Annotated in this window: 22 protein-coding genes and 1 pseudogene; 7 read left to right on the top strand and 16 right to left on the bottom strand. The window is 53.0% G+C overall.

Translation table 11 applies throughout. From position 1 onward, the window contains the following. The first annotated feature begins 583 nt into the window (after positions 1-583). Positions 584-940 carry a hypothetical protein gene (locus tag AB4Y96_RS21715; protein ID WP_441919817.1) on the top strand — a complete coding sequence of 119 codons (357 nt, stop codon included), beginning with the start codon at positions 584-586 and terminating at the stop codon, positions 938-940. Here the strand turns inward: AB4Y96_RS21715 and AB4Y96_RS21710 are convergent. The 5 genes from AB4Y96_RS21710 to AB4Y96_RS21690 form a co-directional block, all read right to left on the bottom strand. Continuing rightward, positions 937-1,809: a quinoprotein dehydrogenase-associated SoxYZ-like carrier gene (locus AB4Y96_RS21710; RefSeq protein ID WP_091881735.1), complete on the bottom strand. Its 873-nt coding sequence runs from the start codon at positions 1,807-1,809 to the stop codon at positions 937-939. The two genes, AB4Y96_RS21715 and AB4Y96_RS21710, sit on opposite strands and share 4 nt — an antisense overlap. A 97-nt stretch (positions 1,810-1,906) precedes the next feature. After that, entirely contained in the window at positions 1,907-2,866 is a 960-nt protein-coding gene (locus AB4Y96_RS21705) for a quinoprotein relay system zinc metallohydrolase 2 (protein ID WP_441919815.1), read from the bottom strand. Next, positions 2,863-3,621, bottom strand: coding sequence for an ABC transporter ATP-binding protein (locus AB4Y96_RS21700; protein WP_441919813.1), 759 nt, complete (start codon positions 3,619-3,621; stop codon positions 2,863-2,865). Before AB4Y96_RS21700 ends, AB4Y96_RS21705 begins: the two co-directional genes overlap by 4 nt. Then, positions 3,581-4,315, bottom strand: coding sequence for an ABC transporter permease (locus AB4Y96_RS21695; protein ID WP_441919821.1), 735 nt, complete (start codon positions 4,313-4,315; stop codon positions 3,581-3,583). The genes AB4Y96_RS21700 and AB4Y96_RS21695 overlap by 41 nt, the downstream gene beginning before the upstream one ends. Positions 4,316-4,396: 81 nt before the next feature. Further along, positions 4,397-5,377: an ABC transporter substrate-binding protein gene (locus tag AB4Y96_RS21690; RefSeq protein ID WP_441919812.1), complete on the bottom strand. Its 981-nt coding sequence runs from the start codon at positions 5,375-5,377 to the stop codon at positions 4,397-4,399. A gap of 577 nt (positions 5,378-5,954) precedes the next feature. Between AB4Y96_RS21690 and AB4Y96_RS21685 the strand changes: the two genes are divergently transcribed. Beyond that, a complete protein-coding gene (locus tag AB4Y96_RS21685; protein WP_091881752.1) occupies positions 5,955-6,344 on the top strand; it encodes a c-type cytochrome in 390 nt (129 codons plus the stop codon). Between the two features lie 38 nt (positions 6,345-6,382). Here AB4Y96_RS21685 and AB4Y96_RS21680 read toward each other — a convergent pair whose 3' ends face one another. Genes AB4Y96_RS21680 through AB4Y96_RS21640 form a run of 9 tightly spaced genes read right to left on the bottom strand, consistent with a single transcriptional unit; the run spans position 6,383 to position 15,547 of the window. Next, on the bottom strand, positions 6,383-6,940 hold the full coding sequence (locus tag AB4Y96_RS21680; RefSeq protein WP_441919810.1) for a thioredoxin family protein: 558 nt from the start codon (positions 6,938-6,940) through the stop codon (positions 6,383-6,385). A 15-nt stretch (positions 6,941-6,955) separates the two neighbouring features. Beyond that, positions 6,956-7,645, bottom strand: coding sequence for a ribulose-phosphate 3-epimerase (gene rpe, locus AB4Y96_RS21675; protein ID WP_441919808.1), 690 nt, complete (start codon positions 7,643-7,645; stop codon positions 6,956-6,958). After that, a complete protein-coding gene (cbbX, locus tag AB4Y96_RS21670; protein ID WP_244518378.1) occupies positions 7,642-8,580 on the bottom strand; it encodes a CbbX protein in 939 nt (312 codons plus the stop codon). The genes rpe and cbbX overlap by 4 nt, the downstream gene beginning before the upstream one ends. After that, on the bottom strand, positions 8,573-8,992 hold the full coding sequence (locus AB4Y96_RS21665; protein ID WP_441919807.1) for a ribulose bisphosphate carboxylase small subunit: 420 nt from the start codon (positions 8,990-8,992) through the stop codon (positions 8,573-8,575). Before AB4Y96_RS21665 ends, cbbX begins: the two co-directional genes overlap by 8 nt. Before the next feature lie 10 nt (positions 8,993-9,002). Beyond that, positions 9,003-10,463 (bottom strand): form I ribulose bisphosphate carboxylase large subunit, encoded by a 1,461-nt coding sequence (locus tag AB4Y96_RS21660; protein ID WP_091881764.1) that lies wholly within the window; start codon positions 10,461-10,463, stop codon positions 9,003-9,005. Between the two features lie 28 nt (positions 10,464-10,491). Next, a complete protein-coding gene (gene fba / locus AB4Y96_RS21655) occupies positions 10,492-11,571 on the bottom strand; it encodes a class II fructose-bisphosphate aldolase (protein ID WP_441919806.1) in 1,080 nt (359 codons plus the stop codon). 2 nt (positions 11,572-11,573) lie between these two features. After that, on the bottom strand, positions 11,574-13,598 hold the full coding sequence (gene tkt / locus AB4Y96_RS21650) for a transketolase (RefSeq protein WP_441919805.1): 2,025 nt from the start codon (positions 13,596-13,598) through the stop codon (positions 11,574-11,576). A 10-nt stretch (positions 13,599-13,608) separates the two neighbouring features. Next, a complete protein-coding gene (locus tag AB4Y96_RS21645) occupies positions 13,609-14,481 on the bottom strand; it encodes a phosphoribulokinase (protein WP_091881771.1) in 873 nt (290 codons plus the stop codon). Positions 14,482-14,497: 16 nt separating this feature from the next. Further along, entirely contained in the window at positions 14,498-15,547 is a 1,050-nt protein-coding gene (locus tag AB4Y96_RS21640; RefSeq protein ID WP_091881774.1) for a class 1 fructose-bisphosphatase, read from the bottom strand. A gap of 121 nt (positions 15,548-15,668) precedes the next feature. Here AB4Y96_RS21640 and AB4Y96_RS21635 point away from each other — a divergent pair, with 121 nt between their 5' ends. From AB4Y96_RS21635 to AB4Y96_RS21625, 3 genes and pseudogenes are all read left to right on the top strand, one after another. Then, entirely contained in the window at positions 15,669-16,604 is a 936-nt protein-coding gene (locus AB4Y96_RS21635; RefSeq protein ID WP_441919803.1) for a LysR substrate-binding domain-containing protein, read from the top strand. 81 nt (positions 16,605-16,685) lie between these two features. Then, positions 16,686-16,872, top strand: a pseudogene (locus tag AB4Y96_RS21630) (integrase core domain-containing protein); the annotation flags it as partial. Between the two features lie 294 nt (positions 16,873-17,166). After that, positions 17,167-19,149, top strand: coding sequence for a DUF4139 domain-containing protein (locus AB4Y96_RS21625; protein WP_441919800.1), 1,983 nt, complete (start codon positions 17,167-17,169; stop codon positions 19,147-19,149). Between the two features lie 243 nt (positions 19,150-19,392). Here AB4Y96_RS21625 and AB4Y96_RS21620 read toward each other — a convergent pair whose 3' ends face one another. Beyond that, positions 19,393-20,286 (bottom strand): LysR family transcriptional regulator, encoded by an 894-nt coding sequence (locus tag AB4Y96_RS21620; protein WP_441919798.1) that lies wholly within the window; start codon positions 20,284-20,286, stop codon positions 19,393-19,395. 140 nt (positions 20,287-20,426) lie between these two features. On the opposite strand from AB4Y96_RS21620, the gene AB4Y96_RS21615 reads away from it, so the two are divergent. Next, the gene (locus AB4Y96_RS21615) at positions 20,427-21,200 is read left to right on the top strand and encodes an SDR family oxidoreductase (RefSeq protein WP_441919797.1); all 774 of its coding nucleotides are present in this window, start codon (positions 20,427-20,429) and stop codon (positions 21,198-21,200) included. 205 nt (positions 21,201-21,405) lie between these two features. On the opposite strand, the gene AB4Y96_RS21610 is transcribed toward AB4Y96_RS21615, so the two are convergent. Next, positions 21,406-21,576 carry a DMT family transporter gene (locus AB4Y96_RS21610; protein ID WP_441919796.1) on the bottom strand — a complete coding sequence of 57 codons (171 nt, stop codon included), beginning with the start codon at positions 21,574-21,576 and terminating at the stop codon, positions 21,406-21,408. Between the two features lie 432 nt (positions 21,577-22,008). Between AB4Y96_RS21610 and AB4Y96_RS21605 the strand changes: the two genes are divergently transcribed. Continuing rightward, on the top strand, positions 22,009-22,539 hold the full coding sequence (locus tag AB4Y96_RS21605; protein ID WP_091881789.1) for a phage tail protein: 531 nt from the start codon (positions 22,009-22,011) through the stop codon (positions 22,537-22,539). Positions 22,540-22,567 lie beyond the last annotated feature (28 nt).

The raw sequence follows: 22,567 nt of genomic DNA, 5'->3' as shown, positions 1-22,567 counted from the left end.
ATCGCCGGTCTGGATTGCCCAGTCCTTGGAATTGGAAATCAAAGCTTGCAAATCATCATTGGCTAATGCTCCTCCAGCCAATGAAAGCGATAGAGAAAAAGTAGCCAATAATCGTAATAAATTCTTGTGTACACGCATTTTGAGTCCTCCCTAAGTTCACATTTATGAACCATCGGACGGAGCCGTTAATTCTAGCGGTCCGCGCCATTAGCTCACGCAAATGGGGAAGTATTTCCGGCAGCGTGTCACGACCTAAGCCAGGCGCGCAGAGGGCACCGTTACTGCCCACCCCGCTTGGCCTACGAAGACTGTCACCACTCCCTTGACGGTAACGTCCTTGAAGCCGGAAACAAGATGACGATAGGAGAAAGAATTGCATTAGGCAAGCATGTTTATAAATTTATATTTTCTGCACTGCAATATATGCATTTTGCGGTGCAACACATTTCGTATTTTTGGATTTTATTCTGAATGCTACATGAACAACATAATTTGATACTTTAATACTGGACAATTCTTACTAATCAATATTATTATTTGCTATCTATTTGAAAAATTTACGTTTCACCAGCGTGAAGGCAAAATGACAATGTCAGCATCAAAAACCCTGCAATCATGCCTGTTAGCAATCGCAGCAATTGCATATTCTTTGCCGGCAAAATCAGCGACGGATTATCCCACGTCAACCCTTGCCGAATACGTTTACGGCTGCATGAAAGCCAATGGAGAAAACCGGGATTCGCTCCAACGATGCTCCTGCTCGATCGACGTTATCGCCTCCGTCATTTCCTATGATCACTATGTTGCCGCCGAGACCTACAAATCGATGGGACTGGTTCCCGGCGAGAATGGTGCGCTCTTTCGCGAAAGCGCTCCGGCCAAAGCCTCCATCACAGAACTGAAAAGGGCTCAGGCGGAAGCCGACATTCGCTGTTTCTAAATCCTTGGCTTGGACTCCTGCAAACCCGATGATTCGAGCGGCCATTCGTCCCGAAATTTCTTGCCCTCAGTATCGGCTGCTTCAACTTTGATATCCTCCCCCGGCTTCGCATCAAACTCGAAACGAAAATTCGGATCTTCCGAAATTGAAATCCCTCCTTCCATAGACATGATCAACCGGTCGCCCTGCGACACGGTCAGCCCCTGAATGAAGTGTGCAGGTATGTAATATCGCGTCACCTGGTCCATCTGCAGTCCTGAATTGTTGGGATGACGGATCATCAGCTGCATTTCGGTTGCACGGGTCATCGATGCCAGACCCGTTGTCTTTGCAGGAAACACACGCAGTTTCATCTTACCGAGATTGGCAAGCGCCTCATCAGTGTTTTTCATGGCAGGAGCGGAGCATCCGCCGGACGCCTTCACATAGGTTTCGGTCATGTGAAGTTTGCCATCCTCCGTCTCCGCGATGGCTCGCACATAGGAATAAGCATTGACCCGCAGCCGTGTAGCCAGATGGGTCACGCCAGCATCAGGACCGAATTTGAATACAGCGGCAACTGGCGATGGGTTTTCATCGACGATCAAGGTCACGGCTTTTATACGACCGGAAGTGGCGTCGGTTTTAAAATGCAGGTCGACTGGTACTATTGCCGCATCTTCGGCGCGCTTGGGCGCGTCGATTGTCACAATACCATTCGCAGCCTCAATAGACTTCTGTTCGAAGACGTCGCCCTTCAAGCTGTTCCAGGTGGTGCTTTCGGGAGGGCCGGCATTTTGCGCCCAAACAGGAAAAGGCAATGCCGAACCAAAAAACGCAAAAAGGACAATGGCAACCAGCGGGTTACGCAGCTCAATTGTTGCAAACATCGTGTTCTGCCTCCACCAAGGATAACTTTGGCGGTGCCCGGCTGGTACAGACTATACCATCTTCCCGAACGATCTGGCAAATGCCAACATTACCGGATCATTCCCATTCAAGTTCAGCGAAAGCAGCAGTAGCATTGCGCTGATTGTACTCATCAAACAGTTTCCAGTTTGGACGTTCACTTTCTCCCGCCGATTTGACCGCATCTGACATCGGCACACCATCAGCAATGGCTTTGCGTATATCGCGTGCCAGCACATCAAAATATCGACTTTCCGCTTCCAGCGCCCGCGGCCATGGCGACGATACTGGCCCATGCCCTGGCACTGCAACTTCTGCCTTGATCCCGCTCAGGGTCGCCAGTTGCGCAATCCATCCAAGCAGAGATCCATCCATCGTTGGCAGATGGCCAATAAAACACAGATCTCCCGTAAAGAACGTCTTGGTTTGCTGGTCAAACACCGAAAGATCATTATCCGTATGCGCTGGTTTCCAAGCCTTCAAACTGAGTTTGCGATTACCAAGATCAAGCTCTTCCTCGCCAGTTATGATCTTGGCGGGAGGAACTATTCTGATATCTGCCATGAGATCACTGCCCATGGCATCGTGATAACTCTGCAAGTAATAGCTGCCGCGACTTTCCAAAGCCCGCGGCAGATTATGATGACCGACGATGATTGCTCCGGTACCTTCAAATGCAGCGTTACCGAACAGGTGATCGGGATGCATATGGGTGTTGATTAAATACCGGATAGGCCTGTCCGTTTGGGTCCGAATAGCAGCAATTAATGCCTTGCCCTCGACCACACTGCCGCCGCTATCGATGACAGCCACAGCCTCATCACCAATGATAAACCCAACATTGCAGATCTCACCATCATTCTGATCAGTCATCATGGCAGGCGTACCGGCAAAGGCGAATACACCGTCAGCAATCTGCTTGACCGGCAATGGACCACTATGTCCTGGTTGTGCCATCGCCAATCGGGCATGGGACACGCCGCAACAGGCAAAGAGCACTCCCGTTTTAAGGACGTCGCGCCGGGTCGCGTAGCTCATGATCCGAAACCTCTGCCAGCGAATTTCTCATTGAACGAGCGTAGTAGATCTGCTCTGACCTGCGCATTGCGGCTGTGCCGTGGCACTCTTATATCTAAGGTTCCAACGACGTGTGCCGGTCTATCGGAAAACACAATAATGCGGTCCGACAGCATGAGTGCCTCTTGTAGATTGTGAGTGACCATAAGTGCCGTGGTCGGTTGTTCTGACCAGACAGCCAAGAGCAGATTGCGAAGCTGCTGGGCTGTTGCCTCGTCCAGCGAAACAAAGGGCTCGTCGAGGAGCAATATATCCGGCTCAATTGCCAGTGCCCGTGCAATGGCCACCCGCCGCGCAAGACCCAGAGAAAGTTCGCCCGGATAAAACATCTGCATCTTGGACAGTCCCAAAACTCTGAACAGATTATCGAGACGAGTGTTTTTCAAGTGTTTTGGCAGAGCCAGCCTCACATTTTGCTCTACTGAACGCCAAGGCAGTAATGTAGGCTCTTGAAATACCGCACCAATGCGAGGCTCTGACGATCCGGGCAGTTGAACCACCCCCTGATAATTACCTTCAAGCCCAAGCAATATGCGTAACGTTGTCGTCTTACCGCATCCGGAGGGTCCAAGAATGCAGGCAAATTCATTCTGTTCCACCTCGAAATGCAGATCGCGCAACACATCAATCGCTTCACCGTTTGATGTGCGAAATGACTTTCCCTGAATATCGACCTTAAGCCGTTCGGCGACGCCAACGTGTTGATGTGCGTTCAAGGGGTTGTACCACCACAAGTTCAATGAAAAGCATCACCGCAACAAATGCCAGCGTATAGGCCAGAATCGCCGCGACATCGAAGAGTTGAAAAAACAGATTGATCTGGAAGCCGATACCGTTCGACCGGCCTAAAAGCTCAACAACCAGCACGATCTTCCAGATCAGGGAGACACCGGAACGCGAGGCTGCAGCGATATAGGGTTGCAATTGGGGTAACAGGATGTGACGGATGCGATCCAGTGACCGGAAGCGGTAGACCTGCGCCATCTCGGTATAACGCGGGTCAAGCGCGCGCGTTCCCTCGCGCATCGTCACAACCACATTGGGGATCTTGTTCAAAGCAACAGCGCCGATGGCAGCCGCCTCGTTCAGGCCAAACCAGATATAGGCAAGGACGATCACGACGAGCGCCGGAATATTCAGAAAAAGGATAAGCCAAGGATTGAAGAACTGGTCGGCACGCCGGTAGCTGCCCAGGAGAACACCAATCACCGATCCGATTATCATGGCGAGGAAGAACGAGGCCGCGACACGCCACAGGGTGATCGCCAGATGATACGGCAGATCGCCACTCGAGGTCTCACTCATGAACCTTTGCAGAACCAGTAATGGCGCAGGAAAAGAGCGGCTTGGCCATAGCGTAGCGCCAATATGCCAGACGACTATAAGAGCGGCAAAAGACAACAACACCATGATAGGTGATGTCCATTGCCACGAGCGTGGCGGATGAACTGTGTTTGATCCCTCGCCCTGTCTGGTGGAAATCACTGTCATCTATTGTGCCCTCCAGAAAGTGCCCTCAGCCAGCACTATGGCTGAACCAACAAGCCGGGGGCCGCCGAGTTCGGCAAGAACCGCATAGAGCTTTTCCGCATCGGCTTGCTCGTCATTGACAGGGCGAGCGGGAATGCCTTCGCGATAGCGATCGCGCAAAATCTCAAGTTCGTGCCCTTCTGCCTTTATCACTGGTGCAAGCCTCTGCCATTCCACATCCGAATTGCCAAGAAGCGCCTTCGCATCACGACTGGCGCTTATAAATCCAGCAATGGCTTTGGGGTGGGCATTTGCCCAGTTTCCATGAAATATGTAACCGAGAGCCGACACGGTACCCGTGGCCCCGAGGGACTTCGCGGCATCACTGGTACTGATCAGCCTGTGAAAGCCGTTTGCCTCCAATCTCGCACAGAAATTCCAGAAAGTTAAAATGGCATCGAGTTCGTTCTGTTGCGCCTTTTCTGTCAGCAATGGCGGGGCACCGTAGACAATCGTGTTCTGACCCGCCAAATCCAGAGACTGCCGTTTGGCAAGTCCCTGAATGAGAAGCCAGCTCTTGTCGAGAGGTCCACCGGCAACGCCGATTTTCTTGTCCTTGAGATCAGCCAAGCTTTTGATCGGGGACCCGTCCCGCACCATGAGAGAGCCTACCGAACTGGAATAGGGTGCGAAAGCCAAATCCTCGCCCGACGCGCGCTGACGCGAAACCCAAAGCCAATCCGATACGATGATGTCCACATCTCCCGCCATCATCGCGACATTGGTCGCGTCTTCGCTGGCGAAGAAATGAACATCGACATTCACGCCATATTTCCCATCAAGCTTGTGGTGTTTGATCGTGTCGAGCTCCCAGTTCACTGTACCGAATTTCAGCACACCGACACGCACGGTTTCCGCAGCATGGCTTTCAACGGCAAAGACGCTGCCAACAATGAACATGAGCAGCAAGCACACGAGGAAAGAAGGGGGCCATTTAGCCATCAGCATCTCCGATCACAGCGTCATCTCATTGGTGGGATATGCACACTTCCAACGGGAAACGCGATATTTCGGATGCTCTTGCGTCCATTTGGCCATTTCGGCCGGTGCCAGAAACATGCAATTGAGAAGATTCCCTCTATTCTCGAAATGCAGGCGCTCTTCCCGACAATTAGTCGGGTTCGACACAAGACAGACAGTTAAGATGAGCTCGATAATATCCATTCGGCACCTCTCACCCCACTCCTATTCCCGCAATGCCCCCGATCATTCGAGGTGTATTGACGGGACCTGAAGCCGTTCGTCGGATTTCTCAAGGTGCCCAATGAGAAATATGTTTTCAAATTACGGTTCCTGCTCGTTGCCGTCAATCACGCGCCGGAAGGAAAACGCAATCGTGATGCTGCGGCGTTATTTCCGCAGCACAACGATTGACTTATGCAATGTCACAGGTAACGTTTTGAAATGCTATGATCGCGAATTCGTAAATAAAAAGATCAAGCTGAAATGGTGGCGCCAATGCATGGAAATTGGCACCAGTCTTCGTCTAGGGCACCCTTGGCGAAAATGAGGAAATGCCATGCGATATCCTGTACTACTGATTGGTCTGTCAGTTGCAGTTCTGTCCGTTATTCAAGCCCGCGCTCAGGATGCGGGAGATGCCACGGCTGGAGCAACAGTTTTCAAGAAATGTGCGGCCTGTCATGTGGCAGACACTGACAAAAACAAGGTTGGACCCTCTCTTAATGGTCTATTTGGCAGAACCGCCGGTACACATCCCAGCTTTAACTATTCATCGGCAATGAAGGCCGCCGGTACAGGTGGTCTGGTATGGGATACTGCAAGCTTGCGTGACTATTTGCATGACCCGAAGGCCAAAGTACCCGGTACAAAAATGGCTTTCCCCGGTCTGAAAGATGACACGGAAATTTCCAACCTCGAAGCTTATCTCAAACAATATTCAAAGTAACAAAGTTGCCGCCGGTTTGATATCCGGCGGCAATCCATTCAGACGTTCTCGCGCCATTTGATCGAACAGCCGACTGAGGCAAGCTGCTCACGCGGTCCTTGTCCAGACAGAGCAACTTGCTGCATGGCCTCGAACAAATCCCGGCGCAGATCAGCTGTGGCTTCCTGTTTACGCGATCCATCCAGACGCCCGCGATATTGCAGTTCTGCATCGGCGTTGAACCCGAAAAAGTCAGGTGTGCACACGGCACCATAGGCCCGCGCAACCATCTGGTCCGCATCATGCAAATAATGAAAGGGAAACGCATTTTCCCGCGAGAAGAGCTGCATATTCTCAAAGGAATCGGCGGGATAGGCCGCAGCGTCATTGGCATTGATGGCTACGAAACCAACGCCAAGTTTCTTGAGATCGCTTGCGTCACACACAATACGCTGGATGACAGCCCTAACATAAGGGCAGTGATTGCAGATGAAAGCGACGACAAGTCCTCTTTGCCCGGCCTGAGCCAGAATGGAATGTCTTTGGCCATCTGCACCCATCAAGTTTGCATCTAAAGCCTTCCAGCCAAAATCACAAAGTGGCGGTATCGCGGCCATTTTTGCTCACTCCTGTCATGCTGCCTCGTATTGCCTTGCATTGTCGGCGGCGCTCCGGATGGCAGCTATGTTATGAGCATAGGCCACCTTGCCGTTTCCCCTAAAGATTGCAGACCCTGCGACAAGCACATCAGCTCCGGCTGCGGCAACCAAAGGCGCTGTCTCCGGCGTGACACCGCCGTCAATCTCGATATGGATGGGGCGATTCCCGATCAGAGCTTTCAAACGCCGTGTTTTCTCAACGACCGATGGAATGAATGCCTGCCCACCAAACCCCGGATTGACGGTCATCAGGAGTACGAGATCAAGCCGATCCAATACATATTCGATGACAGTTTCGGCTGTGGAGGGATTGAGAGAGACACCTGCCTTTTTGCCAAGATTGCGAATGGTCTGCAGAGAGCGATCCAGATGGGCCCCAGCTTCCGCATGAACTGTGATGAAGTCACAGCCAGCGTCAGCAAAAGCACCAAGATAATCATCTGCGGGTGCGATCATGAGATGACAATCGAATATGGCTTCGGTTCGATTGCGGATCGACTTTATGACCTGCGGACCAAAAGTGATGTTCGGAACGAAATGCCCATCCATTACATCGAGATGTACCCAGTCCGCTCCGGCCCCCACGATGTCTTCCACTTCTTCTCCGAGCCGGGAAAAATCGGCGGAGAGAACGGATGGTGCTATGAGTGTCTTGCGGTTCATGGTGTTTGATCCTCCGCAGCAGCCTTTGCAAATACGCGGCTACTCCTGATATCCGCAGCCGTGATCGTTGAGAGTGTCATGGCATCGGTTGGTCCACGGGATGCTTCGAATAGCCGGTTGGCATGACGCAGCCGAGCCCGGTCCAAGGCATTGCGGATGGAGCGGGCATTGGCAAAATGCGGCTGCTGCCGGCGCCGTTTTATATAATCGGCCATGATGGTGCGGCCTTCCTCGTCGAAATTGTAGTTCTGTTTGGCCAGCATGGTTTCGGCAATGCTCAGAAGCTCATCGGAGCTATAGTCCGGAAAATCTATATGATGCGCGATGCGCGAACGAAAACCCGGATTGCTTTCGAAGAACTTGTCCATCCGATCAGCATAGCCTGCAAGAATGACCACAAGATCATCGCGCTGGTTCTCCATCACCTGAAGCAGTATCTCAATAGCTTCCTGACCGTAATCCCGCTCATTCTCCTGCCGGTGCAGATAATAGGCTTCGTCAATGAACAGCACGCCGCCCATGGCTCTCTTCAATATCTCCTTGGTCTTAGGCGCCGTATGACCAATATATTGGCCCACGAGATCGTCGCGCGTAACCGAGACGAGATGGCCTTTGCGAATATAGCCGAGGCGATGCAGGAGATCTGCCATACGCAGCGCCACAGTGGTTTTACCAGTGCCGGGATTGCCACTGAAGCTCATATGCAGGGTTGGCGTCTCGTGGGCGAGACCCATGCGTCGCCGCGCCCGCTCCACCAGCAGCAAGGCGGCTGTTTCCTTGATCCGTTGCTTAACCGGCTTTAGGCCAATCAAATCGCGATCAAGCTCATCCAGCACATCCTTGACACCCGATTCCACATATTCAGCACGCAGATCAACCGCCGCAAGAATTTCCCTGTCAGTATCCGGAAGCTCCATGTTTACGATGTCAGCCATAACGTTGACCCGCCGGTTTGTCCGTCGCATAGGACCTCGTCGTGTAACGGACCACACGGCCTTCCCCTTCCTGACGCGCAAGATGGAAACCCGGTTCCTCCTGCGGGCGATTGACGAGGAAGGACAGCTTCACCGACTCCCATCCATGGGAATTGTCAAAGGCAACCAAACGGATATAGCTGTCGCCATAAGCCTTGCGGCATTCTTTCAATTCCATCATCAATGCGGCCGCATCCGGATTGTCAAACATCGGATGCCCCCACATATCCCAATAGGTGTTGCGCGGGTGCGGGTCATCGGTGAACTCCAGACTGACAGCCCAGCCCTTATCGATGCAATACTGCACTTGCCGGGAAATCTGTTCGTCTGTCAGATCGGGCAGGAACGAGAATGCTCCCTGAGTAATACGCATGTCGTTTCTCCTATTCGGCTGCTGTTGCGGTCGGAACAAAATCCGGTGAATCGGTTGAGGTGTAGTTGAAGGAAACGTCTTTCCAGATTTCGAGTGCCTGCTGCAGCGGCTGACAGTTACGTGCTGCCATTCGCAGAATTTCAGGGCCTTCACGCAAGATGTCGCGACCTTCATTGCGTGCGAGCACCATGCATTCAAGCGCAACGCGGTTAGCCGTGGCACCGGCAGCGATCCCGAGCGGATGACCGATCGTGCCACCACCAAACTGCAGAACAACATCCTCGCCCAGAAGATCGAGAAGCTGGTGCATCTGGCCAGCGTGGATACCACCTGATGCCACTGGCATCATTTTGTTGAGAGAGGCCCAATGCTGATCGAAGAACACACCGTTTTCGAGTCGCGTCGGGTTAAAGTCCTCACGGCAGATATCGTAGTAACCGCGGGTGGTTGCCGGATCGCCTTCGAGCTTGCCGACAACCGTCCCGGCGTGAATGTGATCCACACCTGCAAGCCGCATCCATTTGGCAATAACGCGAAATGAAACACCATGGGACTTCTGCCGCGTATAGGTAGAATGGCCAGCACGATGCAGATGCAGGATCATATCGTTGCGACGCGCCCACTTGGCCATCGACTGGATCGCCGTATAACCAATGACAAGATCGATCATGACAATGTTCGAGCCCAGCTCCTTAGCGAAGTCTGCGCGTTCGTACATGTCCTCCATTGTCGCCGCAGTCACGTTGAGATAACTACCTTTGATCTCGCCTGTTGCAGCCTGTGCCTTGTTGACGGCCTCCATGCAGTAGAGAAATCGTTCGCGCCAATGCATGAAGGGCTGCGAATTGATGTTTTCGTCGTCCTTGGTGAAGTCCAAACCACCCTTCAGCGCTTCGTAGACAACGCGTCCATAGTTGCGGCCCGATAACCCGAGTTTAGGCTTCACGGTTGCGCCGAGCAGCGGTCGCCCGAACTTGTCGAGGCGTTCGCGTTCAACGACAATACCCGTTGGTGGACCTTGAAAGGTTTTCACATATGCAACCGGCAAACGCATGTCCTCAAGGCGCAATGCCTTTAGCGGCTTGAAGCCGAAGACGTTGCCAATAATCGACGCGGTCAGGTTTGAGATCGAGCCCGGCTCAAACAGATCAAGATCATAGGCAATATAGGCAAAATACTGCCCTTCACCATTAGGAACCGGATCAACGCGATAGGCCTTTGCACGGTACTTCTCGGTCGCGGTCAGCCGGTCGGTCCAGACCACGGTCCAGGTTGCCGTCGATGATTCACCGGCAACGGCCGCCGCTGCTTCGATCGGGTCAACACCGTCCTGCGGCGTGATACGGAAAAGCGCGATGATATCGGTGTCCTTCGGCTCATAGTCAGGCTCCCAATAGCCCATCTTCTTGTATTCCATGACACCGGATCTGTAGCGGTCCTTCCCTGTGACCGTTTCTGACTTGTTCGACATGATAGGTCCTTTCCGTTTTGTTCTAGGCTTAAGCAGCCTGGGCTGCGGCGATTTGTGGATCGAGCTTGCCAGCGGCATAGCGCTTGGCCATGTCATCGAGACCAATGACCTTGATCTTCACGGCATGGCCTGCCGTACCGAAACGCTCGAAGCGATCCCGGCAAAGGTCGCGCATGGCATCCATTGCCGGTTTCAGGAATTTGCGTGGATCGAATTCGGCCGGATTTTCGATGGCGATCTTGCGGAACTGGCCGCTCATCGCCATGCGGCAATCGGTGTCGATATTCACTTTGCGGACCCCATGGCGGATACCGCGCTCTATCTCTTCGACGGGCACCCCATAGGTTTGCGGCATCTCCCCGCCAAACCGGTTAATGATATCCTGCAAGGGTTGCGGTACCGATGACGAACCATGCATAACCAGATGCGTGTTCGGCAGTTTGCGATGAATTTCCTCGATCACGCCCATCGCCAGAATGTCGCCGTCGGGTGCCCGGGTAAATTTGTAAGCGCCGTGAGACGTCCCGCAGGCAATAGCGAGTGCATCAACTTTGGTGCGCAGCACAAAATCAACCGCCTGATCCGGGTCAGTCAGCAACTGGTCATGGCTTAGCATACCGGTCGCGCCATGCCCGTCTTCGGCTTCCGCCTCGCCGCTTTCCAGCGAGCCAAGGACACCAAGCTCGCCCTCAACCGAGACACCAAGCCAGTGTGCTATCGAGGTCACCCGCTTGGTAATCCCGACATTGTACTCGTAGGAAGCCGGTGTCGCCGCATCCGCTTCGAGCGACCCATCCATCATCACCGAAGTAAAGCCATGCCGAACGGCAGTCATGCAGGTGGCCTCGTCATTGCCATGGTCCTGATGCATGCACACGGGAATGGTCGGGTACATCTCCACCAGCGCATCAATCATTCGCGCCAGCATGATATCCTTGGCATAGGACCGCGCGCCCCGTGATGCCTGGAGGATAACAGGCGCCTCGCAAGCCGCAGCCGCTTCCATCACAGCAAGACCCTGCTCCATATTATTGATGTTGAAGGCCGGAACGCCGTAACCGTACTCGGCTGCATGATCGAGCAATTGCCGCAGTGTAATTCTGGCCATGATCAATAGTCCTTTTCGCTGATGAGTTTGCGCGCAGTGGCAACAATGTTTTCGGGGGTAATGCCGAAATGGCGGTATAGATCCGGCGCAGGCGCGCTGGCACCAAACCCCTGCATGCCGATGAAAGCACCCTTCTCACCGACCCAGCGATCCCAACCCAGACGGGCCGCCGCCTCAATACCGATACGCGGTGCAGCCGCCAGCACAGACCGGCGATAGGCTGGAGTTTGCGCCTCGAACAGTTCCCACGACGGCATGGAAACAACGGCCGCGGCAATCTTGTGCTGACCTCGCAGAATATCAGCGGCAGTACAGGCAATCTCGACTTCAGAACCTGTGGCCAGCAATGTCACAGCACGGGGTTCAGCTGTTTCCCGCAGCACATAAGCACCGCGCGCCGAACGGTTCTCCTCGATATGAGCATGACGCAGCATTGACAGATTCTGACGCGAGAGAACGATGACGCTCGGCCTGTCCGTATTTTTGAGTGCAAGTTCCCAGCATTCAGCTGTCTCGATGATGTCCGCCGGACGGAACACATTCATACCGGGTGTGGCCCGCAGCATGGCCAGATGTTCGATCGGCTGGTGGGTCGGCCCATCTTCTCCGAGGCCAATTGAGTCATGAGTCATGACATAGATCACCTGCTGTCCCATCAACGCTGAAAGACGCATGGCGCCCCGCGCGTAGTCTGCAAATGCCAAGAATGTTCCTCCGTAGGGGATAAAGCCGCCATGCAGCGCCAGACCGTTCATCGCGGCAGCCATGCCATGCTCGCGAATGCCGTAGTGAATGTAACGGCCGGAGAAATCACCAGGCGTAACGTCGAGCATCCCAGGCGTGACGGTCAGGTTCGAGTGTGTCAGATCAGCGGACCCGCCAATTGTGAGATTGGTGGCGGTATTGATGACGCCAAGCACCATTTCCGAGGCTTTGCGTGTCGCAACCTTTGTCGCCTTCTCCACATGCTCGCGGCGAAAAGCTGCGAGTTCCTCAAATACCGCTGCTGGTATCTGTTTCTGCACAGCTTGCTTGAGGTCCTCGCCCTTTGATGATGCTGCTATCCGCACGCACCATTCACGCCGCTCGTCAGCGCCTCGACGTGCAACATCGCGCCACGTCTCAAGAATATCTTGCGGAACGACGAAGGGTTCATATGGCCAATCTATTGTGAGCCGTGCAGCGGCAATCTCCGACGCACCAAGTGGAGCGCCGTGTGTCTTTTCAGTTCCCTGCAGATTGGGCGCTCCTTTGCCGATAATCGTACGGCATGAAATCAACGATGGAGAATTCGATTCCCTGGCATGGGCGATTGCCTTTGCAATCTCATCGTAATCATGGCCGTCAATATCCTGCACATCGAAGCCGGCTGCCGTAAAACGGGCCAATTGATCTGTGGAGGTTGAAAGCGATGTCGGCCCGTCAATAGAGATCGAATTGTTGTCCCAGAACACAATCAGCTTCGAAAGCTTTAAATGCCCTGCAAGGTCGATAGCCTCGTGGCTGAGGCCTTCTTGCAGACAGCCGTCTCCAGCGATGACATAGGTGTAGTGATCAACAATATCCGGCCCAAATCGGGCCGCCAGCATGCGTTCGGCCAGTGCCATGCCGACAGCTGTGGCTATGCCCTGTCCGAGCGGCCCTGTCGTCATTTCAATGCCCTGCGCGTGACCGTATTCCGGATGGCCCGCCGTCTTTGCCCCGATCTGACGGAAACGCTGCAGCTCTTCAACGGGCATATCAGGGTAACCGATCAGGTAATGCAGCGCGTATTGCAGTATGGAGCCATGACCGGCGGAAAGGACAAATCGGTCACGATCCGGCCATTGCGGATGTAACGGATCAAGCTTGATAAACCGCTTGAAAAGAACTGTGGCAACATCGGCCATCCCCATAGGCATGCCAGGGTGGCCCGAATTGGCCTTCTGGACACTATCCATGACCAGGGCCCGGATTGCGTTCGCCATATCCCGATCTGAGACAACTTCGGCATCCGGGGCTTCCTGAAGCAAAACTTGAGTGTTCATCGTCTTCTCCTCACGAGGCTCGGTTTTTGCGCTCAATCAACTGCATGATCAGCGGTGTCAGGATGAGTTGCATTGCCAGGTCGAGTTTGTTGCCCGGCACAACGATCGAATTGGCTCGCGACATGAAGGAGTCGTGAATCATTGAAAGCAGGTACGGGAAGTCGATCCCGCGCGGTCGCGCAAACCGGATAACCAGCATCGATTCATCCGGTGTTGGTATCCAACGGGCAATGAACGGGTTGGACGTGTCGACGATCGGCACACGCTGGAAGTTGATATCCGTCAACGTGAATTGCGGCGTGATATAACGCACATAGTCCGGCATTCGGCGCAGGATGACATCCATAACCGCTTCAGTGGAATATCCACGCGTTGAGCGGTCGCGATGGATCTTCTGAATCCATTCGAGATTGATGACTGGCACGACGCCAATCTTGAGGTCCGCGTGACGGGCAAGATTGATGCCATCTGCTACAGCACAGCCATGCAGCCCTTCATAGAACAGCAGTGTGCTCGGCGGAAAGTCGCGCCATTCGGTGAATGTACCAGCGGGCGCACCATATTGCTGAGCTTCATCATCATCATGAATATAGGTCCGGGTTTGGCCGGTTCCTTTGCGGCCATACTGTTCAAAGACTTCGTCAAGCTTGGAGAGTTCATTCGCATCGACATGAAAATGCGTGAAATTGGGATTTCCCTTCTTTTCCTCTTCCGCAACTTTTGCCTTCATGGTGTTGCGATCATATTTGTGGAATGCATCCCCTTCGATAAAAGCTGCTTCAATATTCTCCCGACGAAAAATCTGTTCGAAGATCCGCTTGACCGACGTTGTTCCAGCGCCAGATGAGCCTGTGATGGAGATAATTGGATGTTTTGCCGACATGATCGATCTCCCTCCCTCAAGCCCTGAACAGGCCACGATTACTGAACAGTGGTGCACGCTCACCAATATTGCTGGGTTCGCTATGGTAGCGACTGATCCGGGCTACTTCCCGCACCGAGCCGAAGACGAAGGGAACCCGCTGATGCATGGCCTTGGGCGTGAGATCGAGAATACGGGCCGAAGTATCTGTCGCTCCCCCACCAGCCTGTTCGATGAGAAACGCTATGGGGTTCGCCTCATAGATGAGACGGATACGACCATCGCCATAGCCTTTGCGCTTATCGCCCGGATAGAGAAACACACCCCCTCGCATAAGAATGCGATAGGCCTCGGCAACCAGTGATGCGATCCAACGCATGTTGAAATCGCGTTCGCGTGGTCCTTCGCTGCCTTTCAGACAGTCATCCATATAGAGCTGAACCGCCTCGTCCCAATGCCGGTAATTAGCCGCGTTGACGGCAAACTCATGCGCCTGGCTGGCAATGACAATGCTGTCATAGGCTTGTACAAATGTGCCAAGTCGACTCGAGAAGACAAAGGCATGCGTCCCGTTGCCAAGTGTTAGAACAAGAGCCAGTTGCGGACCGTAAATGAAGAACCCTGCTGCGAGCTGGCGATCGCCCTTCTGAAAGAACGAGGCGACTGGCTCGCTGCTCGGATCACCAGCCACTGGGAGGATGGAGAAAATAGTCCCTATTGATACATTGGTGTCGATATTGGATGACCCATCGAGGGGATCGATAGCCAACGCCAATGGAGCAAGAGGATTCAACAGCGCCGGATGCATCAACTCTTCAGAGCCGTATAAAGCGACCGGCGCCTGCCGCATTGCTTCAAGAAACATGTCGTCTGCGAAGACGTCGAGCGCCTTCTGCGGATCACCGTCAGCATTCTTGCCACCAGTGCCGCCGGAAAAAGCTTTTCCGAGTGCCCCCTGATTAATAACACTGCGAATCTTGACTGCAGTCAAAGCCAGTTGGCGCAGCACCGCCGCAACCGACGTGCGCAAAGGGTTACTATGTTCCGCATAGGATCCAAGAAAGGCGTCTAGCGTCGCCGTGGTCATGGTCGTCCTCCCGTACCTGGTCGTCTTTCGCGCCAGACTTCAGGACCATGGGACCATCAACGGTGTACTAAGTAAAATTTATTATATTTACCTTATAGATAAAATTCATTAAGTGTGGGTGATGCGCAATTTGAATCTCAAACAGTTACGGGCAATACAGGCGATCAAGCAGCATGGAACCATTGTCGCTGCAGCCAATACATTAGGGCTGACACCTCCTGCGGTAACAATTCAGCTCAAGCTTGTTGAGGAGGAAGCCGATATTGTCCTCTTTGATCGCACCAATGTGGGTCTACGTCCAACCGCTGCCGGACTTGCATTTTTGGATGCAGCCCAGATGATCGAGGAAAGGCTGCGCCTTCTCTATGACGAGATTGACGCAATCAAAGGTCTGAGGGTCGGCACATTATCTCTTGGAGTTGTATCGACGGCCAAATATTTTGCTCCTCAGCTCATGGCGACTTTTGGTAAGGAACATCCTGATATTGCGATCAAGCTGATGATCGGAAACCGTGCGGAGATCATCAACAGTTTGAAAAGTCATGCTGTGGATCTTGCTCTGATGGGCCGACCACCCAAGGAGATTCCGCTGCGATCTGCAGTTTTTGGCGATCATCCACTGGTCATGATTGCCGCGCCGGATCACCCGCTCGCCGATTGCCGGGATATAACGAAAGAACGTATTGCACTGGAACATTTTCTTATCCGTGAGCCAGGTTCCGGCACCCGTATATCTCTGGAGATTTTCCTCAGCGAGTTGCCCGGACGTATAGATGACCTCGGCACGGAAATGTCTTCCAATGAGACGATCAAACAGGCCGTTATGGCCGGACTTGGCATTGCGTTCATCTCGGCACACACGATCGCGCTGGAGCTTGAAGTCGGTAAGCTGGTGATACTTGATGTGATAGGCATGCCTATCCGCCGTCAGTGGTTCTCCGTGATGCGCACGGACAGGACGTCGTCGCCAGCCATGCGGGCATTTCAGGACTTCCTCAACCGCAAGGGTGCGCAGTGTCTGCCATCTATAGATCGCCTTTACCCAATGGCGGGGTAGTTTGCGGGAGGGAGCGAAATTGGTCTGCCCATTGTAAGTGATCCTTTATGAAGTATGGCTTTTGAGCCGATAAAAGACATTAAGCTCCCGGACGAACTGCTCAACGGAGAAATCTTCTACATTGAAGGTTGTGGCAGAAAAGCAATCGATCCGGTGGATCAATTGCCCGCAGAACCAGATCGTCATCGAGAATTGGCGACGGCATTACAATACCATCCCACGTCACTCATCCTTGGGTTACAGATCGCCTGCACCCGAGGCTATCGTCTGGCCATTTCCATATCTAGCTGGAGTCGCAATGATGAGCCACGTAACACCAGAGAATGTAACCGTTACATGGGTTTTGCCGCAAACTCAGACGTTGGTCGCGATGAGCTGCTGTCGCATCTCAACTCCCCTTTAGTGAATACTTGCTAATTGCCAAACGACATGAGGCGCCACCTGCTGTGTGCCAGTAGACAACAGGCATGAATTGGCTAAAGCTGCATAACACTTTGCCCTATTTTCCTCACAAAGGTTCCACATGCGCTCCCCCATTCTTGCCCTTTTGATGGTCACAACAATGATGACCAGCGCCGCTCAGGCTGCCGAACTCGTACTGAAACGCGCCGTGCTTGGTACAGGCGGTGTTGGCTATTTTGAATATACTGCCGAGGTGGATGGCAATGAACCTCTCCTGTTGCGTGCGCGCCTTGATCAGGTCGATGATATCCTCAAGAGCATACTAATTCTGGACCCCGCCGGTCCCGGCTCTGCTACACTCCCCGGCAAGGCTCGCATCGACGATGCCTTTGCCTCGCTGCCTTTCGCCAAGTCTGACCTTGATACAATGCCGGCACTGTTCTCCGCGCTCAAAGGGGCGGAAATCAAACTGGCAGGCCCTCGGCAAATCGAGGGGCGCATAGCCAGCGTGCAGAGTGAGACGGTCAGTGGCAAGGATGGTGGGGTGGCAACGCGCACGCGTGTTTCGGTTTTCTCGGGCGCATCGATTGAACAGTTCATTCTTGAAGAAGCCGAAGGGCTGGAATTCAAGGACGCCCGGCTTGGGGAACAGGTCAGTACGGCGCTTGTGGCACTGAGAACTGCTCAAGACCGCACAGGACGCGATATCGCTATCAAGCTTGCTGCAGGAGCGAAACGTACGGTGCGCATCGGCTATGTAGCCGAAACACCAGTGTGGAAAGCAGCCTATCGGCTGACATTGCCGAAGCCGGGCGAGGATCAAGCCCGACTGCAAGGCTGGGTTGTTCTGGAGAACATGACCGGCAATGCCTGGAAGGATGTGGAAGTAACATTGTCCTCTGCTGCACCGGTGACTTTCAGACAGGCGCTTTATGATCCCTACTATGTAACACGCCAGCTGGTTGCTCCGCCGGTGAGCCGCTCCGCTCTGCCGCGCGCGGACCAAGGACAGATTTTTGCGGACACTAAGCAGCAGGCGCCCGACGGTAACGCGAAGTATCGAGCTGCTCCCTCACCAGCGCAAGCCGTAGCTGAACAGGCTGCGATCGAACCAATTCCGGGGAAAGACTACAATGGCGGCGGCGATACGCTGACCGGCCCGCAGGAATCCGGCAGTACTGCGGAAGAAAATCCCGCTGGCGCGAGCTTTACGCTTTCCTCGCTGGTTAGCGTTGGCGCTGGCGAAAGCCTCACGACCCCATTTGTTGATCTTAATATACCGTCGCAATCGGTTGCCTGGTATCAGGGTAGAACACGCAATCCATGGCGGGCGTTGACTTTGAAGAATAACGGCGCCGTATCCCTGCCTGCGGGATCTGCCACGATCTACGATGCAACTGAGGCGGGGCCCATGTTTTCAGGTGAAGCTCAGTTTCCCCTCCTTCCAATGGGTGATTTCCGGTTGATTGGCTTCGGTACAGACCAGAAAGTTCTAGTCGATACCGAGGCTGGGTCTGAATCGACGATTACCAAAATCAAATCTGTCGATGGTACTCTTCAGATCGAAAGCCGCATGCGGCAAACGACCACTTACCGGCTCAAAAACGGTTCGACTGATTTGCGCCATATGGTGATTGAGCACCCTCGCATGGCTGATTGGAAGCTGGTCGAACCCAAACCGGAGGATGCGACCATTGCCGGTCAGGCTTACCGCATTCGCTTTGATGTTGAAGCCGGGAAATCTAAACAGTACAAGGTCGTACTGGAACGCCCTGAAGTCGAAGCCGTCGATATTGGAGAAGTTACCGGCGCCCGCATCCAGGCCCTTATGATCGCGCCCGAACTCGATGCCGAAACCAAAGCCCGCCTGACCACTCTGGCGGAAGCCGCCAAAGCCAGCGATGAGGCAATGACTGAAATGTCCCAGCTTGAAGAGCGGCGCGACACCATTATCAACGACCAGACTCGCCTGCGCGAAAATCTGGCGTCGGCACCGCAGGGATCTGATCTCTCGCGCCTGTATTCGCAAAAGATGCTGGCCCAGGAGAATGCTCTCGACCGGCTGGACAATGACATCAAGGCAGCGCGCGACCGCTACGAGCAGGCGCGCAAATTACTGGGCGACAAAGTCAGAAAACTTTAGGGTAGAATGAGGTCCCCCCTTTCCTCTTCTCACTATCATCACAATTTGCATTGCCGTGGTCGTTCTGATCACATTGTTGGTTGTGGCAAGCCACCTCGGTGCGTCATGTGCCTTCGGGTTTGGTGGCGAAAACCTAACAACAGCTCTCTGGAAAATAGCTGATCAAACCGATCATATCCCTCCATCGCTTGGTTAGGTGATCGACTTAGCGCAGAGGCCCGGCGACATAACCTATTCGCTTATTTAATTGGTCCCAAGAAGTGTCTCGAGCCAATCAGCAAACACTTCGAGGCGACGCGTCAGAAAATGGCGATGTGGATAAAGTAGGGTCATTGGCATGGACCGGGCGCGATATATTGGCATGACCTCAACAAGCTCGCCTGCATCAATATGAGCCTTTACATCGAAGGCCGGTATTTGGATCAATCCGGAACCGGCCAGGCAACACGCAATGTAAGCTTCAGCGTTATTGACGGTAACGCGGCTGCGCATGGATAAGGTGTGCAGCTTTCCTTCATCTTCCCATTCCCACTCTGATGTACGGCCTGTCGAAGGGGAAGCGTAGTTTACGGCCCAATGAGTGCTGAGTTCGTCAGGTGAAGCTGGGACACCATAGCGTGCCAGATATTCGGGGCTCGCAACATTCATGAGTGGTAATTCTCCGAAGGTGCGAGCAATGAAGTTTGAGTCAGGCAGAAATCCAACCCGTAGAACACAATCGACGTTGTCTCCTATAAGATCAACAGTGCGATCGCTGACGCCAAGATCAATGTCAATCTGCGGATATTGATCGAGAAACCGTGGGAGCGCAGGAGCGATAATCAATCGGCCAATCCGCCCTGGAACATCGATCCTAAGTCTACCGGTCGGTTGGGTGGAGGCGTGTCGAAAGAGATTCTCCGTCGCATCCATGTCGGCAATCAACTGTTGGCAACGTGCATAGAAGGCCAGCCCTTCTTGAGTGGGCGAAACCTTGCGAGTCGTTCGATAGAGAAGTCTGGCGTCGACGCGCCCTTCGAGTTCCAACACGGCAGCCGAAACAGAAGAGCGTGGCATATTGAGTGTATCAGAAGCGCGGGTGAAGCTCGAACACTCGACGACCCTGCAAAAGATACGGAACAAATCAATGCGATCCAATTGATAAACACCTCTGATTGTATGCCTACACTGACAAGTGATGTCAGATTTGTCGACTTTATCCCATCAATCTAAGCGATATCGTTGTCTGCGGGAAGCGGCTGCATAATGTAGGCGCTGCAAAACAAGGAGCTTTATCCATGGCCGATCACAGTATTAAAGGTAAAACCGTAATCATCGCCGGAGGAGCAAAGAATCTCGGTGGGCTTATCGCACGTGACCTTGCCAAGCACGGCGCAAAGGCAATAGCCATTCATTACAACAGTGCAGCGACGAAAGCTGATGCCGAAGAAACATTGGCGGCAGTGAAGGCAGCCGGTGCTGAAGCCGTTGCATTTCAGGCAGATCTGACCACTGCAGATGCCGTGGAAAAGCTCTTTGGCGATATAGTGGCTGCTATTGGCCGTCCGGATATTGCCATCAACACCGTTGGCAAGGTCCTGAAAAAGCCACTCATCGAGATATCAGAAGCAGAATATGATCAATCGAGCGCGGTGAATGCAAAAGCGGCCTTCTTTTTTCTCAAAGAGGCAGGAAAACACGTCAATGACAATGGTAAGATCTGTACACTCGTAACGTCACTCCTGGGTGCGTTTACACCGTTTTATGCCGCTTATGCGGGGACAAAGGCACCCGTAGAACACTTTACCCGCGCTGCGTCCAAGGAGTTCGGGGAGCGGGGGATTTCAGTGACGGCAATCGGACCCGGCCCGATGGACACACCATTCTTCTATCCTGCGGAGGGCGCGGACGCCGTCGCCTACCATAAGTCAGCCGCGGCATTGTCAAAGTTCACAAAAACGGGTCTGACCGATATTCAGGATATCGTTCCCTACATACGGTTTATGGTTTCGGAGGGATGGTGGATGACTGGTCAAACCATTCTGGTCAACGGCGGATACACAACGAAGTAACGCAACCAACTCTAATGATGCTCAAATAGGATTTAGCATCTATGTCAGTGTCATTGCTTTGACGCCGAGCATCGCATTAATGGCCTCTGCACCCCTTGAATGTTCAGAGGCCATCATTAACAAGGCGTTCTTATTTCAACGTGATTAAGTTGAATAAATAGAGAGCGGTAGAATGATTCCGGACATATATCATTCGAAGGCACAGCTAACGCCAAGAGCTGATTTGAGTGAGTGCCTCTCCAAAAAAAACCAGAACAATGCCTGCTACACGAAGCCAAGTAACATTACTTATCGTGATGCCGAATCCACCAAATTGATCAATGATGGCTGCGCTCAACAACTGGCCAAGAACCACAGAAACAAAGAAGAGTGCCACCCCTAACTGTCAAGTTTATGAATTTAACAAAAGCATTTGAACGTTCCAATGAGCGATGCATGGCAAGACTTCGTCTCCACCGGAACTTCAATTAATGGCGGTGTTTCGGACAGCTCTTGGCAAGCAAATTCGCGGGACCCGACAATCCACATTGCCCGCCGTCTGATACAGACAACCCTTTCTCCGATAGCAGCGTTTCCAAGATCGCGGGCGCGATCGCAGCGATAAATGTGACTTTCGTCAAAGACGACCATAGTTCGAGAGAACTAATACCTTTGAAAAATCCTGTTTCGCAAATAGGAATAGTCCTCTGTCGTAAATATAAAAATATCTTTGAATTTCTATACATGTTCTCAAAGAAATTGTTCTTGCATTTTATGTGCTGTTAGAGCGATGATATCAATAAATATTAGAATATTTGAGGGGTGTGGTATGTCCGAAGTCTTTCTAGGCCAGATTATGCTTGCAGGGTTTCAGTTTGCTCCAAAGGGTTTTGCTTTGAGCAACGGGCAACTGTTGGCCATTAGTCAGAATCAGGCGTTGTTCTCTCTTTTGGGCACCTACTATGGTGGCAATGGGACGACGACCTTTGCTTTGCCAAATATGCAAAGCCGCACACCAGTCGGATTTGGATCATCAGTTGATTCCTCGTGGCAGCCCTCGCCCTATCAGATTGGCGAAACTGGCGGCGCCGAAAACGTGACCCTGCTTCAGCAGCAATTGCCCGCACATACTCACTTGGCAACCGGGACGACCAGCAGCGGCACATTGCGCAATCCCAGCAATGCGCTCTATGGCACCAACAGTGCCAATATCTACAGCCCGTCCAACGGAGCCCAGGTTGTGCTGTCAAGCCAGACTGTTACCCCCGCCGGTAATGGCCAGCCACATGCCAACATACAGCCCTATGACGTTATCAACTATTGCATTGCACTATCGGGAATTTATCCGTCCCGCAATTAACGATCTCTCACCATCGTACGGAGGACCA

The organism is Phyllobacterium sp. TAF24, assembly GCF_052113785.1.
Classification (GTDB): Bacteria; Pseudomonadota; Alphaproteobacteria; order Rhizobiales; family Rhizobiaceae; genus Phyllobacterium.
Note: the sequence above shows the minus strand (reverse complement) of the source record. Positions and strands in the feature narration are given on the sequence as shown.